Source organism: Labrenzia sp. PO1, from assembly GCF_012273635.1.
Lineage (GTDB): Bacteria > Pseudomonadota > Alphaproteobacteria > Rhizobiales > Stappiaceae > Roseibium > Roseibium algicola.
In genome coordinates this window covers 639,054-652,531 of the sequence record NZ_JAAXCR010000003.1, presented here as the reverse complement: position 1 = coordinate 652,531, position 13,478 = coordinate 639,054, and the positions used below count along the sequence as shown (strand labels likewise).

14 protein-coding genes are annotated in these 13,478 nt (G+C 57.2%); 8 read left to right on the top strand and 6 right to left on the bottom strand.

The window, feature by feature from the left end:
* The first annotated feature begins 19 nt into the window (after positions 1–19).
* A complete protein-coding gene (locus HCG46_RS17960) occupies positions 20–1,363 on the top strand; it encodes a ferredoxin reductase family protein (protein ID WP_168686974.1) in 1,344 nt (447 codons plus the stop codon).
* 40 nt (positions 1,364–1,403) lie between these two features.
* Here the strand turns inward: HCG46_RS17960 and HCG46_RS17955 are convergent, their stop codons facing one another.
* Positions 1,404–2,315, bottom strand: coding sequence for a hypothetical protein (locus HCG46_RS17955; RefSeq protein WP_168686973.1), 912 nt, complete (start codon positions 2,313–2,315; stop codon positions 1,404–1,406).
* A 242-nt stretch (positions 2,316–2,557) separates the two neighbouring features.
* On the opposite strand from HCG46_RS17955, the gene HCG46_RS17950 reads away from it, so the two are divergent.
* Positions 2,558–2,983 (top strand): PaaI family thioesterase, encoded by a 426-nt coding sequence (locus HCG46_RS17950; protein ID WP_168686972.1) that lies wholly within the window; start codon positions 2,558–2,560, stop codon positions 2,981–2,983.
* Positions 2,984–3,009: 26 nt separating this feature from the next.
* Here HCG46_RS17950 and HCG46_RS17945 read toward each other — a convergent pair whose 3' ends face one another.
* Entirely contained in the window at positions 3,010–4,218 is a 1,209-nt protein-coding gene (locus HCG46_RS17945) for a GGDEF domain-containing protein (RefSeq protein ID WP_168686971.1), read from the bottom strand.
* 326 nt (positions 4,219–4,544) lie between these two features.
* On the opposite strand from HCG46_RS17945, the gene rplM reads away from it, so the two are divergent.
* From rplM to HCG46_RS17930, 3 genes are all read left to right on the top strand, one after another.
* Positions 4,545–5,012 carry a 50S ribosomal protein L13 gene (rplM, locus tag HCG46_RS17940; protein WP_006935155.1) on the top strand — a complete coding sequence of 156 codons (468 nt, stop codon included), beginning with the start codon at positions 4,545–4,547 and terminating at the stop codon, positions 5,010–5,012.
* Between the two features lie 2 nt (positions 5,013–5,014).
* Positions 5,015–5,491, top strand: a complete 477-nt coding sequence (gene rpsI, locus HCG46_RS17935) for a 30S ribosomal protein S9 (RefSeq protein ID WP_022999426.1) — start codon at positions 5,015–5,017, stop codon at positions 5,489–5,491.
* Between the two features lie 135 nt (positions 5,492–5,626).
* A complete protein-coding gene (locus HCG46_RS17930; RefSeq protein ID WP_209009513.1) occupies positions 5,627–7,042 on the top strand; it encodes an MATE family efflux transporter in 1,416 nt (471 codons plus the stop codon).
* An 8-nt stretch (positions 7,043–7,050) separates the two neighbouring features.
* On the opposite strand, the gene HCG46_RS17925 is transcribed toward HCG46_RS17930, so the two are convergent.
* Positions 7,051–7,497: a helix-turn-helix domain-containing protein gene (locus tag HCG46_RS17925; RefSeq protein ID WP_051990147.1), complete on the bottom strand. Its 447-nt coding sequence runs from the start codon at positions 7,495–7,497 to the stop codon at positions 7,051–7,053.
* A gap of 70 nt (positions 7,498–7,567) precedes the next feature.
* Here HCG46_RS17925 and HCG46_RS17920 point away from each other — a divergent pair, with 70 nt between their 5' ends.
* Positions 7,568–8,791: an MFS transporter gene (locus HCG46_RS17920; RefSeq protein WP_168686970.1), complete on the top strand. Its 1,224-nt coding sequence runs from the start codon at positions 7,568–7,570 to the stop codon at positions 8,789–8,791.
* Positions 8,792–8,835: 44 nt separating this feature from the next.
* Here the strand turns inward: HCG46_RS17920 and guaD are convergent, their stop codons facing one another.
* The 3 genes from guaD to HCG46_RS17905 form a co-directional block, all read right to left on the bottom strand.
* On the bottom strand, positions 8,836–10,131 hold the full coding sequence (gene guaD, locus HCG46_RS17915) for a guanine deaminase (RefSeq protein ID WP_168687204.1): 1,296 nt from the start codon (positions 10,129–10,131) through the stop codon (positions 8,836–8,838).
* A gap of 182 nt (positions 10,132–10,313) precedes the next feature.
* Positions 10,314–10,499: a hypothetical protein gene (locus HCG46_RS17910; protein WP_168686969.1), complete on the bottom strand. Its 186-nt coding sequence runs from the start codon at positions 10,497–10,499 to the stop codon at positions 10,314–10,316.
* 94 nt (positions 10,500–10,593) lie between these two features.
* Complete coding sequence (locus HCG46_RS17905) at positions 10,594–11,541, bottom strand: cation diffusion facilitator family transporter (protein ID WP_168686968.1); 948 nt, start codon at positions 11,539–11,541, stop codon at positions 10,594–10,596.
* A gap of 286 nt (positions 11,542–11,827) precedes the next feature.
* Between HCG46_RS17905 and speB the strand changes: the two genes are divergently transcribed.
* Both speB and HCG46_RS17895 read left to right on the top strand, forming a co-directional pair.
* Positions 11,828–12,790 carry an agmatinase gene (speB, locus tag HCG46_RS17900; protein WP_168686967.1) on the top strand — a complete coding sequence of 321 codons (963 nt, stop codon included), beginning with the start codon at positions 11,828–11,830 and terminating at the stop codon, positions 12,788–12,790.
* A gap of 18 nt (positions 12,791–12,808) precedes the next feature.
* Positions 12,809–13,453: a hypothetical protein gene (locus HCG46_RS17895; protein ID WP_075282597.1), complete on the top strand. Its 645-nt coding sequence runs from the start codon at positions 12,809–12,811 to the stop codon at positions 13,451–13,453.
* Positions 13,454–13,478: the final 25 nt, after the last annotated feature.

Below are 13,478 nucleotides of genomic sequence, written 5' to 3'. Positions count from 1 at the left end.
CCAGAAACGGACACATGTTTTGCGCCCTGTTGGACTTGCACTGATTGCTCTGGCTGCCCTGATCCCTCTTTTCTGGTTCGCCCCGTTGGCTGCATCGCGAGATCCGGTGGCGCTTTTCAGCCAGTATCTTGGAACCGCTGCATTGATCGTGATGGGCATCAACCAATTCCTGGCGACGCGCGTACCGGGGCTGGAATTGGTGTTCGGGCCACTCGACCGGATCTACGTTTTGCACAAATGGCTCGGCATCATCGCGATGGTGGGCCTGGGACTGCACGACATCATCGATGCGGATATGGACGGTTTGCGTGGTGGGCCGCTGGCCGACGCTGCTGAAGACATCGGTGAGGTTAGCCTTTACGGTCTTCTGATCCTGGTGCTGGCATCCGTCATCACCTTCATTCCCTACCACTTGTGGAAGTGGAGCCACCGGCTGATCGGCGTCTTCTTTTTCATGGGAGCATTCCATTACTTCTTCATTGAAAAGCCGTTTGCGAACGCAGACCCGCTCGGGCTTTACGTTTCTGCGTTCTGTGTGCTCGGCCTTGTTTCCTATGTCTGGATGTCTGTTCTGCGCCCGTTGGCACCACGTGGCCACGCCTACAAGGTTGCCTCCGTTCGTCACATCAATGGCCTGACGGAAGTGCTCCTGGAGCCTAGGGGGCGAGGGCTGAAACATGTGGCCGGACAGTTCGCCTTCCTTTCGGTAACGGGAGGAGGCTTGACGGAAGAACATCCGTTTACACTCAGTGCCGCGCCACGCGATGACAGGTCTCTGCGTTTCACGATAAAGGATCTCGGCGACTACACCAGCCGCCCATACCGCGAGCTGAAGGTAGGTATGGAGGCTACGGTTTCCGGTCCTTATGGCAATTTCTCGATGCCGTCTGGACGGGATCCTCAGGTCTGGATTGCCGCCGGTGTCGGAATAACTCCCTTCCTTGCATTTGCGCAGAGCCTGAAAGACCGGGAGAGCGGGCCGGTAAAGCTCTACTATTGTGTGCGCGAGCGTGGCGACATTCCATATGTGGCTGACCTTCAGCATTTGGCCGAAGAAACCGGCAAGCTTGAGCTGATGATCGTCAATTCGCTTGAAGGCGTCAGGCTGACGCCCGAACGGATTGTCGAAGACCTGAAGGGCGATCTACGCAATGCCCACGTTTTCTTTTGCGGGCCTGCGCCCCTTCGCAAGACACTGAAGAGCAGCCTCGTGCTGAAAGGCTTGCGAGCCAGCCGGTTTCACTTCGAGGAGTTTCAGATGAGAACCGGTATTGGCCTGGGCAGACTGGCGGTCTGGCTTTGGGATCGGGGAATTTACGCTATCGAAAAACGCCGCGCCGAAAAGACACAGCCAGCAGAATAGGGCCTCCGACCTGTGAAAGCCCGCTTCGTGCGGGAAGGGCTTATTGCAGCCAGGGAGCTGTTGCACTCCAGAAGATGATGTCAACGCCAAGATAGTCGGTCGCGAAATTGATAAATTCCGAACGGGTAAAGGTCTTGCCCGTTTCCGGATTGATGTACTCCATAGTGGGCTCCTGGATTGCCATCGCGATGACCGGCAATTTGTCCTTGAACTGGTTAAAGAAAGGGTAGGAATTCTTCATCTGTGCCTTTCGGTGCGGAACGATATCGGGACCGCCCAGACCGATTCCGAGTTCGGCTGCTTTTTCGAAACTGCGCTGCATGTAGCCTTCACTGTTTTCCCACTCGCATGGCCAGAAGTTGACGTATTGAACGACATGGGATGCCTGGAATGCTTTGCGCGCATGGACCATGTTTTCCAATGTCGCTTTGAAATAGGCGTCGCAACTGAAGCCCGTCTCGTCCTTGCGTCTGTCAACGTCGATCGAGCTTTCCGGCAGGTTGAGGCCTTCGATGCGGCCATCGAACTGGTCCGCAAGGGCGGTCAATAGAGCCTGGTAACGGGAGCGAACCGCGTCGTTCCATTGAACGGCTACCCAGCCTTCTGGTGTCGGGGTTTCGGCTTCACTGTCGTCCACCTGCCGGGCAAGGCCGCCTGCATAGAGCGGATCTTTCAGCAAATAGTCCGGCACAAAGCGAGCACCTTCCCAGAAGAAGCGGTCCTGAAGTTGGAGAAAAAACGCCTTGTCGTATTTTTGGGCTACAGCGAGGTCCCGCTCGATTGCGGAAAAGTCATAACGACCTTTTTCCGGTTCCAGCATTCGCCAGTTGTAGAGGATCTGAACGCCGGAAATCGCTGGATTGTGCAATAGCTCACGTGTCTCGGAAAACGCACCTGCACTGGTGTAGAGGTAATGTTTGACGTCGGCCACGGCGATACCGGGGAACGTCATTATCGAGGCAGCCACAACAAGCGGTGGCAAGGGGCGAAGGCTGCGAGCGGAAAATACTTTGCACAAGGCTGCAATCAGTCTGATCAATTGAAGACCCTCACTATTCAAAAACGAAAACCTGACAGAGGACTGAAGTGAGGCCCTTGTGTGTCTGGATCCGCTTTTGCCCAAGAAACGAATTGACGTGAACGTAAGATGAAATCAGATTATGGATTGAAAAAGAAAGTGGTAGGGGAGGCTACATGACACCGGTTATGACTGAGACCGAAATCATGGAAATGCTGGACAAGGAATTTCCGCAAATCCATGCAGGTGGTCGTGTTTATGCGATCGACAGCGTCTCACCCGGGAAAGCGGTCCTGCGCCTTTCCGCCAACGAGCTGCACCTGCGCCCGGGGGGCACAGTCTCCGGTCCTTCCATGATGGCGCTTGCCGACCTGGCCGCTTACGTCGTGATCCTGGCTCATATTGGCCCGGTTGCGCTTGCCGTGACCACAAATCTCAACATCAACTTTCTGAGGAAACCTGAGGCGGGAGATCTTCTCGCCACGTGCCGCCTGTTGAAACTCGGCAAGCGTCTTGCCGTTGTCGATTGCGAAATTGCAGCTGAGGGACAGGAAGAACTCGCGGCTCATGCCACGGCGACCTATTCCGTTCCTCCCCGCTGATAGTATCCGGACTGGCGGCCTCGATGTCAGGCTGATTGCCTGCCGTCATCCTGCGCAAACAAGTCTTCCAGGTCGGTCGTGTATTCGACGACCTGTCCGCGTCCACGTCTCTTGGCAGCGTAAACCGCCAGATCCGCCCGGTGGATGGCGGTTTTTTCGGTATCCCGATCTGTGGTCAGATAGGCCCCGACGCTCAGGCTTGGAACATACGATTTGTCTTCATAGACACAGGGTGCTTTTGCCCCTTCCATGACACGACCATAGAGTTTGCGAAAATTTTCCTGCGATATGTTGGAAGCGATGACCACGAATTCGTCGCCACCGAACCGGCCGACGATGTCGTCCTTGTCACGCGTACTGGCTTGAAGAATGCGGGCAATATGTTTCAACAGGCGGTCACCGCACACATGGCCGAACTGGTCGTTGACTTGCTTGAAGAAGTCGACGTCGACGAAAAGGACACCCAAGCCCGCCGAACTGGCTGGTGTCGCGAATTTCTCCTTCAGGATTTCTGAAATGGAGTTCCGGTTAAATACACCGGTCAACTGGTCGTATCTCGTAAGATCCAGAAGCCGCTGGTCTTTTTTCCTGAGCTGGTTCGTTCGATAAACGTAGGCAGAAGCAGGTATCGCGAGCAGTACGGTCGTTCCGATGATCAGCACCCAGCTGATTTGTTGAAATGCATCTTCAAGCGCATCATTCAGCGGGCCGACGTCGACGTAGACTTCTATCGTGCCCAGCAGTCGGCCGTCAGGCGTCACGGCTGGCACATAGGATTCTATTATGGCTTCGTGCTGTTCGTTTTCTTCCTCTGTGTCGTCGTGATGGAGGAAGAATTGAGGTACTCCGGTCTGGAAGGTTTCCAGTGCGGTCTGGCTGAAAGATGTGTTTTCTTCAACGCGTCCATCTGTCGAAAGGAATGTCCGGTGACCCTCGGCATCGAATAGCTCGAAGTGTATGGTGTCGATCATCGCAAAGGAATCGGCCAATCGAGCAAGGTCCTCGGGCACAACGGTATCGGTGTTGAACATCTTTTCTGCATTCGGAATGGTGCGGAAGAAATGTTCAGACCATTTCATGGCCTTGACTTCGGCATTTTGCGTTATCGATCTGTGAACCTGCCAGTCCAGCAGAAAGTGCACCGCCGAAGCGATACCGGCAAGCAGGATCAGGCCGGCAAGAATGGCGGCACTCAGGGGGTTCGTCAGTGTCGTCCTGACTTTGGCAAACGTCATGTGCACAGCTTTTAAGTTTGTTTCTTTGCCGCCCATCATGGCGGTTCAGCTTTAAGCTGGCGTAAAATCGACTACAGAATTTCCGGGGTTTCGCCTTAACCAGCCGTATTTGGCGCGCATTTGCCGGATCTAATTTACGGTATTATAATACCGTTTTTTTAAGTTATTGAAAAATATAAGAAAATAAGAGAGGTGGTGAAAATATCGTGCTTGACGCTTATTCTGCGTGAGCGTATAAGCGCCCCCGAACGAAATTTCGGTCCGTTCGCTGGCTTGTTACAGGCCGCGCGGGCCTTTTCTTTAACCGACCAGTACGGATCAATCTCATGAAGACCTTCTCTGCCAAGCCGGCTGAGGTCGAGAAAAAGTGGATCTTGATCGACGCAGAAGGAATGGTTGTCGGCCGTCTCGCCGCATTCATCGCCAATCACCTGCGTGGCAAGCATCTGCCGACCTTCACGCCTCACATTGACACCGGTGACAACGTCATCGTCATCAATGCCGACAAGGTTGTGTTCACCGGCCGCAAGTACGACAACAAGAAGTACTACTGGCACACCGGCCACCCGGGCGGCATCAAGGAGCGCACCGCACGTGCAATCCTCGAAGGTCGTTTCCCGGAGCGCGTCCTGGAAAAAGCCGTTCAGCGCATGATGCCGGGCGGTCCTCTGTCCAACAAGCAGCTGAAGAACCTCAAGGTCTACGCTGGTCCGACCCACCCGCATGAAGCTCAGTCGCCGGAACTCGTCGACGTCAAGGGCCTCAACGCAAAGAATGACGGCAAGAGGGCTTAACGATGGCTGAGCTGCAATCCCTGGAAGAACTGGGCGGTGCGGTCGAAACCGCTGCCCCCGAAGCTCCGGTCCATGTCCAGAAGCTGGACGCCAATGGCCGTGCATATGCAACCGGCAAGCGTAAAGACGCTATTGCCCGCGTCTGGATCAAGCCGGGCACCGGCAAGATCGTGATCAACAAAAAGGACTACACCGAGTATTTCGCTCGCCCGGTTCTTCAGATGATCCTTCAGCAGCCGATCATGCTGACCGATCGTGCAGGCCAGTACGACGTTATCGCAACGGTTACCGGTGGTGGTCTGTCCGGTCAGGCTGGCGCTGTGCGTCACGGCCTGTCCAAGGCTCTGACCCACTATGAGCCGGAACTGCGTGCGGTTCTGAAGAAGAACGGCTTCCTGACCCGCGACAGCCGCGTTGTCGAACGTAAGAAGTTCGGTAAGCGCAAGGCACGCCGGTCGTTCCAGTTCTCCAAGCGTTAATCGCTGGATCTGGAAGTTACCAGTTCGAAAAACCCGCCGGAGCGATCCGGCGGGTTTTTTGTTGGCATCAATGCCTGCTAGGGCTTTGGCACGTTTGCAGCCACCCATGAGGAGGACAATCCGCTGAGTTCGAATGTGAAAGATCAGGCAACTGCAACCCAGGCAAAATTTCTGTCTGGAAGTCTGTTTCGCCATGTGACCGTGATGTCCCTGACCGCGTCTATCGGTCTGATGGCGATCTTTGCTGTCGACTTTGTCGACATGATCTTCATTTCCATGCTGGGCAAGGCGGAACTGGCGGCGGCGGTCGGATACGCCGGCGCGATCCTTTTCTTCACCACCTCGTTCAACATCGGCGTTGCCATTGCCGCCGGTGCGCTGGTGGCCAGGGCACTGGGGGCGGGGGACAAAGAGGAGGCACGGCAACAGGCTTCCAACGCTCTTACGGCGGGGTTCCTTTTCAGCGCGGTCTTTGCACTGGCCGTTTGGATTTCTCTTGGGCCGCTTGTCACGTTGATCGGCGCAACCGGTCAGACCCATGATCTCGCAGTTCATTACCTGGCAATCATCGTTCCGACGTTGCCTCTCCTGTTGCTCGGCATGGCAGGTGGAGCCGTTCTGAGAGCGCATGGCGATGCCCGGTGGGCGATGATGTCGACCATTGTCGGCGGGCTGGTGAATGCAGTGCTTGATCCGATTTTGATCTTCGGCTTCGACCTGGAACTGACAGGGGCAGCAATAGCCAGCGCAGCATCCCGCGTCGCCATTGCCGTATTCGCGCTGGTACCGATCTTTCGCTACCACGGCGGCCTGACATTGCCGCGCCCGAAGGCCTTGTTCAGGGACATGTCGCCAATTGCCGCGATTGCCTGTCCAGCAATTCTCACCCAACTCGCAACACCGGTGGGGCAGGCCTGGGTAACCCGGTCAATGGCCGAATTCGGTGAAGAGGCCGTCGCAGGCATGGCGGTTGTCGCGAGAATGTCGCCATTGGCCTTTGCAACCATCTTTGCGCTGTCCGGAGCCGTGGGTCCCATCGTGGGGCAGAACTATGGGGCGGGACGGTTCGACCGGGTGCGTGACACGCTGCGCGAAGCGCTTCTGTTTACGGCACTTGTGGTCGGCCTGGCCGCGTTGGTCCTGTTCATGCTTCGTGAACCGATCGCGCATCTGTTCGAGGCCGAAGGTGTTGCCCTGACTCTGATTTTCCTTTTCTGCGGTCCCTTGGCGCTGGCCTTCTTTTTCAACGGCGCCATCTTTGTTGCGAACGCCTGCTTCAACAATCTGGGCCGGCCGTTCTATTCAACCATGCTCAACTGGGGAAGGCACACGGTCGGTACGATTCCCTTCGTCTGGATCGGGGGAGCGCTGTATGGGGCGCCTGGTGTCCTGATCGGTCAGGCAGCCGGAGGCGTCTTGTTCGGTGTCGCTGCCATCCTCATCGTGCGTGGTGTCATTCGCTCCGTCGAGGAGCATCATGAGAAGCCGCGAGAACCGGGGCTCTTTCAGCGTCAGGCGCGTCAGGTCATCCTGTTCTTTTCAAGAAGGTAGCCGGTCAATCACATTCGACCCGGTTTGACCGGAGGCAACTTGTGTGTGACGCGCTCACTTCGGCTTCTTCGACCACTGATACGGATCAGCTGCTGGAACTTCGGGCATTCCATGTGTGACGGTGCAGGACAGTCGGCGACGTGACGGATCATGTCGCGAAGTGCTTCCAGCGTGTGGATTTGTCTGTCGAGTTCATCTGCTCTCATGTGAAGACCGGGCCGTGAGAGGGCAGGGCGGCCGTCGGAGCCGAACATTGACTTGATCTCTTCCAGCGAAAAGCCGCCCGTCTTGCCAAGCGTGATCAGGGCAAGCTGGTCCAGCACCTCCGGTCCGAACAGGCGCTTCAGCCCCCGGCGGCCGACGGACGTGATCAAACCCTTTTCCTCGTAGTGGCGAATGGCCGATGCAGCGATGCCCGTTTGCTTCGATACTTCGGAAATATCCATTAATTTCATCTATTGACCTCAAGTCGACTTGAATTTGTAGGCTGTGCTCCTGGCTTTCAAAAGGCAAGGAAAAACCACTATGTCTTCTCAACCTCGATCAACAGGTCGACCGCTCTGGCTGGAAACAGCAGCAATCGCGCTGCTGATGACGGCAACCTTGAAAATCATGGCAAATGCGACCATCAGCCCGGCGCTTCCGGCGCTCGAGGCAAGCTTTCCGGATGAACCCGCGGCGGCCTATCTGACCCGCTTCCTGGTCGCAGCGCCGTCGCTGTCCGTTGTTCTGATCGCACCGTTCGCCGGGCTGGCGGCAGACAGGTTCGGAAGAGGTCCGCTGCTGCTGGCTGGCGTTCTTCTTTTTGCCTTTGCCGGCAGCGCTGGAGCCTACCTGCCGGACCTGCAGTCGATCCTGGTGAGCCGTCTTTTGCTGGGTGTTGCGGTCGCCATGACCATGACTGCACAGGTTGCGCTGGTTGGGGACCTGTTTTCCGGTCAGCGCCGAAGTGCCTTCATGGGATGGCAGACGGCGGCGATCAATTTCAGTGGCTTCCTGTTCATCGGCTTTGCCGGTTGGCTTGCAGGCCTGTCTCCACGTTTGCCGTTCCTGGTCTATATGTTGCCTGTTCTGCTGGTGCCGCTGTTGCTGCCGATCCTGCAACAGGAAAGAAACACTCGGCGCGAGAGTGCGGCCAGCACAGCCGCAAATGCAGACCTTGCCCCGCAAAAAGGATGGCTTGTTCCCGCACTGGCTGTTGGCCTGCTGACCATGGTCACCGTTATGTTCTTTTTCCTGATGCCCAGCCAGTTGCCGTATTATCTGGATGAAAACGGCATCGATAGCGCTTCTGGAACGGCAATGGGGCTAGGTGCATTGACACTGACCGGAGGCCTGGTTGCGATTGCCTACAAGAGGATCAGCTCCCTTGTCGGCCTGTCTGCGTCTTTCGGCATCGGCTTTGTGCTGATGGGGCTGGGATTCGCCATTCTTTCTATCGACGCCGTCTGGCCGCTCATCCTCGGCGGTGCTGCGCTGGTCGGGGCGGGTTATTCTCTCGTGCAGCCGTCGTTTCTGCTGCTTGCGTTGCAAGTCGCACCGGAAGAACGGCGTGGCAGCGTTTCGGGCATCGTGACGACAGCAATGTTTCTGGGCCAGGTCGTTTCGCCGCTGGTCCTGACTTTGCCCATTCAGGACTTCGGTTTTGCCACTGTCTACCGGGGAACGGCGCTGGCGCTGGTCCTGTTTGCCGCTGCGGGGTTCAGCTTGTTGCTGTTTCGCCCATTCAGGCCAAGGCACGCTGGCTGAAGCGGCCAAAAGCCGGGGCATTTAGGTGTGCCCCGGCCAAGGTGTCAGGACTTCAAGGCTTTACCCGCTGCATAGGTTTCAACGACAGCACGATCATCGCCAAGGGTTTGCAGCACGAAAAGCTCTTCCGATAGAGATTCGGCGGTTTCCATCCGCAAGGCCATCGGTTGGGTCGCACGCGCATTCAGGACCACAAGGTCTGCATCTGTGCCCGGCTCCAGTGTGCCGATCCTGTCTTGCAGTGAAAGCGCTTCGGCGTTGCCGAGCGTTATCCAGTGGAAACAGGCGAGCGGGTGGAGTCGCTGGCGCTGGAGCTGCAGAACCTTGTAGCCTTCGTCGAGCGTGCGCAGCATGGAATAGTTTGTGCCACCGCCAACGTCGGTGGCGATGGCCGTGCGAACGCCAGCCTGCTCCAGCCCGGCCTTGTTGAAGAGACCGCTGCCAAGGAAGAGATTGGACGTCGGACAGAAAACGGCAACGGAGCTGGTTTCCCGCATGACACCCAGTTCCCGGTCGTTCATATGGATGCAGTGACCGAGCAAGGTCTTGCGGCCGAGCAGGCCAAACCCTTCGTAAACGCCAAGATAGTCTGCCGCTTCCGGGTAGAGTTCCAGCGTGTAGGCGATTTCGTTGTGATTTTCGTTGATGTGGGTCTGCAAATGGCAGTCCGGATATTCCCTCAACAATGTTCCGGCAGCTTCAAGCTGCCCGGGTGTCGACGTAATTGCAAAGCGCGGGGTGACGACATAATGCGCCCGTCCGCGTCCATTCCATTTTTTTAGCAAAGCCTTGCTGTCGTCATAGGCGCTTTGAGCGGTGTCGCACAGATCGGCGGGCGCGTTCCTGTCCATCATCGTCTTGCCACCCAGCATCAACATACCGCGCCGTTCCGCCTCTTCGAAATAGGCGTCGACCGAGGCGGGATGGCTGGAGCAATAGGCGGAGGCCGTGGTGGTGCCGTGGGCAACAAGCGCGTCAAAAAAGGCCTTGGCGATCCGTTCCCCATGAGCCTTGTCCGCAAACTTCATTTCTGCCGGGAACGTATAGTCGTTCAGCCAGTCCAGCAGTTGGTCCGCCCAGGACGCAATCACCTGTGCTTGGGGGAAATGGATATGGGTATCGATGAAGCCGGGCAGGATCAGATGTGGCCGATGATCGATGATGGCCGTTCCTTCGTCGGCGGTGGCGGCAACGTCCGCAAACTCGCCGCAAGCAGCAATCTTGCCGCCACGAAGCAGAAGGGCACCGTCCTCGATATAGCTGTAAGCGTCCGTGTCATCCGGCCCATTAGGGGCGGTGGAGAAAGAAAGCAGCCTGCCGCGCAGGATCTTCGGGGTCATGTCTGCCAAGGCAGGAATTCCTCATGGAGATGGACCGGCAATTGCCAGTTTGTTCCTCGTTTTAGTCCCGGAGGCGCAAGGCGACAACGGTCCCGTGTCGGTATCCCGTGGATCGCCGCGCAATCCGAAGAAAGACGGGAAATAATCCCGAGGACAAAATCTGTGTGTGAGGCAAGCCGACTTTATTGCCCGGATCCTGTCAGGGAAAATAGCGCTCCACCCAGGGCTGCCAGTGTGGCGAGAATGGCAAGACAGGCATAAAACGTGAAAATGGCGGCCGCACCTTTCGGAGGTGCGGTGTTTTCGTTTCTGGCGTTCCAGGCCGTTGGTGCCGGGTCCTGCGCCGAATTTCTGTCATATCCAGCCATCCTGACTTCAGGCTAACCGGCAAGAGATAATCTCGCGTAAACGGTTGGGGACTTCAAAACAGCGGCAATGATCGGGAAGGGTGTGCTCAGAGACTCAGGAGCCTTCAGTTACCTCGATCGTCACGTGGCCGATGCCATGCCTTGTCTTCAACCGCTCTCGGATTTGCTGCAAAACGGCATCCGGACTGTCTTCCGGTTTCAAGATGGCATGCATGGTGGCATTCACCTTGCCTTCGGCCAGCGACCAGAGATGGATGTGATAAACGTCGGCGAGGCCAGGGACTTCATGCAACAGATCGGTTTTCAGGGTATCCCTGTCGATGTCTGCCGGTGCTCCTTCCAGCAGGATATGCGCGGACTGGCGCATCACGGCGACCGCAGAACGAACAATCAGCACAGCGACGAAAACCGACAGGATCGGGTCAATCGGGTACCAACCCGTGAAATAGATGACAATAGCGGCCGCGATCGCCGCAACGGAGCCGAGTAGATCGCCGAGCACGTGCAGGATCGCAGAGCGCATGTTGAGCGATCCGTCGCCGCCTCGCTGCAGAATGAAAAAGGCGCCGATATTCACCAGAAGGCCGATTACGGCAATGATGAACATCGGGCCTGCAAGAACGGTCTCCGGCTCCATGAAGCGCCCGGCAGCTTCCACGCAGATCCAGCCTGTCACCACCAGCAGGAATATGGAATTGGCGAAGGCAATCAGCACCGGCAACCGGTCGCGGCCATAAGTTAGCCGGGCATCTGCAGGTTTCTTGGATTGCTGAAAGGCCCACCAGGCCAAACCCAGTGATGCGGCATCTGTAACCATGTGGACGGCGTCTGCCATCAGAGCCAGAGACCCTGAAAGCCAGCCACCGATCAGCTCTGCAAACATGAAGGCAGCAATCAAAAGACCTGCCCACGCAACAGCGCGCGCGTTCTTGTCCGTCACTTCAGGGGTGTGATCATGGTCATGCCCTTGACCATGATCATGGTCGTGTGAATGGCCGTGCGCACCGCCGCCGGCATGGTCGTGATGGCCGCTGTCGCTCATGGCTGTGATCCTTCCTTTGCACGGAGAGGTGGGCGCCCCGATCTTTCGACATATCCCCACGGTTGACAAGAAGCGGAACCGGAACAGCACCAAAGAGACGGGGGACAAGTGCTGGTTCAACACTCTGTAGCGGGCCTTGCGGCTCGGGATTGGCGGGACGATCCATCACTGGTAAAACCTGAAATACCGTCCTCGGGTGTCCGGTAAATGACACACCCGGCAGTCCGTGCCGCTTGATCCGGAGCGGCGCAAAAATCCTGCCACACCAGACTTCAAGGAAATTGTCATGTCAGCAGAATTGCCGCGGGAAACCGACAACGCATTTCTGGGTAAATCGGTCAAGGGCGGTTCGCATGAACCGACCTATGCAGGCGCGCTGTCCTTCATGCGCCGCCGCTATAGCCGCGATCTGACCGGGATTGACCTGGCGGTTTGGGGCATCCCGTTTGATGCCTCTGTTTCCAACCGTCCGGGGGCTCGGTTCGGTCCTCAGGGGGTGCGTCGCGCATCCGCCATTTTTGACGGTGACCCGCAATATCCGTTCGAAATGGACCCTTTCGAGGTTCTTGCCTGCGTGGACTACGGCGACTGTGTTTTCGACTATGGCCGCAACGCTGATATTCCCGGACACATCCAGTCTCAGGCCTCTGATATTCTGGCTTCCGGGGCGCATCTGTTTTCCATCGGTGGCGATCATTTCGTCACCTATCCGCTTCTCAAGGCGCATGTGGCCAAACATGGCCCGCTCGCCCTGGTGCAATTCGATGCCCATCAGGACACTTGGAACGACGAAGGCGACCGGATCGACCACGGCACCTTCACCGGACGCGCCGTGCGAGAAGGCCTTATCGACCCGGACCGTTCGATCCAGATCGGCATCCGTACCCATGCTCCCGAAACTTGCGGGCTGGAAATCATTCATGGCTATGAGATGGACGAATTGGGTATCGGCGGCGTGATCGACAGGATCAAGGCCCGGGTGGGCAATGGCCCGGCCTATATGACATTCGACATCGATTGCCTTGACCCGGCATTTGCGCCCGGTACCGGTACGCCTGTTTCCGGCGGCCTGTCCTCTCGCGAGGCATTGTCGGTCCTGCGTGGGCTGGGGTCATTGAACTTCGTCGGCGGTGATGTTGTCGAAGTCGCACCGGCTTATGACCATGCCGATATCACCTCGATTGCCGGCGCTAGCGTCGCGCTGACCTACATTGGCCTGCTTGCTGAAAAGCGGAAACAGGCAGGCTGAGGCCAGAACAGGGGCAACATGGAAACGAACCTTAGCTTCCGATTTGTCAAAACGCCGGGCAGCATGCCGTTGCCGCCCGGTGTCGCCAGGCAGTTCAAGGTGTTTGGCACCGGACAAAGTCTCGAGGAAGCACCTGCCATGGTGTTCGAACTGGACAAGCCGCACATGAGAGGCGTCACAAGCATCCGCATCGGCCCACAGACTGCCTGGGCACTCGAGTGCAGATCCAGGTCCGGTACTGGCAGCTGGGAACTGAGGACCGATGCGGACGTCAGCATCGGACAAATCGGGGGACGAGGACCTTTGAAGCAGGGCTGGCAACTGGAGGTCCCAGGAGGCAATGTTCAGTTCAGCCTCGCCAATCCTGACAGTGTCGCCAAACAAACCGTCCGCACGATGCTTGGTGGCGACACGGAAGCTCTGGTGCTGTTGGCAGACGGTAATCCAGTGGGGACGTTGGTCCGCAAACATCGGGATCAGGCAGAAGGCAAGAAAGCCGGTTTGCTGTCAGGTTTGAAAAGATTCGTGACGGGCAGGGATTGGGTACTCGACATTCACGAGCCGGATTTGCGCAACAAGATCGCGGTCCAGGAGCAGCAAGTTGCGCTTGCCGCGCTTGGTCTGGTGGCCATCGTGAGTCTGGAGTTGAGCACAGCCGACTGAACAGCGATCCGCTTCAGGTAGACAT

Bases quoted from the DNA above. Each gene is read 5' to 3' on its own strand.
- HCG46_RS17955 (WP_168686973.1), bottom strand. From the start codon at position 2,315: ATGACGTTCCCCGGTATCGCCGTGGCCGACGTCAAACATTACCTCTAC.
- HCG46_RS17950 (WP_168686972.1), top strand. From the start codon at position 2,558: ATGACACCGGTTATGACTGAGACCGAAATCATGGAAATGCTGGACAAG.
- HCG46_RS17945 (WP_168686971.1), bottom strand. From the start codon at position 4,218: ATGACGTTTGCCAAAGTCAGGACGACACTGACGAACCCCCTGAGTGCC.
- rplM (WP_006935155.1), top strand. From the start codon at position 4,545: ATGAAGACCTTCTCTGCCAAGCCGGCTGAGGTCGAGAAAAAGTGGATC.
- rpsI (WP_022999426.1), top strand. From the start codon at position 5,015: ATGGCTGAGCTGCAATCCCTGGAAGAACTGGGCGGTGCGGTCGAAACC.
- HCG46_RS17925 (WP_051990147.1), bottom strand. From the start codon at position 7,497: ATGAAATTAATGGATATTTCCGAAGTATCGAAGCAAACGGGCATCGCT.
- HCG46_RS17920 (WP_168686970.1), top strand. From the start codon at position 7,568: ATGTCTTCTCAACCTCGATCAACAGGTCGACCGCTCTGGCTGGAAACA.
- guaD (WP_168687204.1), bottom strand. From the start codon at position 10,131: ATGACCCCGAAGATCCTGCGCGGCAGGCTGCTTTCTTTCTCCACCGCC.
- HCG46_RS17910 (WP_168686969.1), bottom strand. From the start codon at position 10,499: ATGGCTGGATATGACAGAAATTCGGCGCAGGACCCGGCACCAACGGCC.
- HCG46_RS17905 (WP_168686968.1), bottom strand. From the start codon at position 11,541: ATGAGCGACAGCGGCCATCACGACCATGCCGGCGGCGGTGCGCACGGC.
- speB (WP_168686967.1), top strand. From the start codon at position 11,828: ATGTCAGCAGAATTGCCGCGGGAAACCGACAACGCATTTCTGGGTAAA.
- HCG46_RS17895 (WP_075282597.1), top strand. From the start codon at position 12,809: ATGGAAACGAACCTTAGCTTCCGATTTGTCAAAACGCCGGGCAGCATG.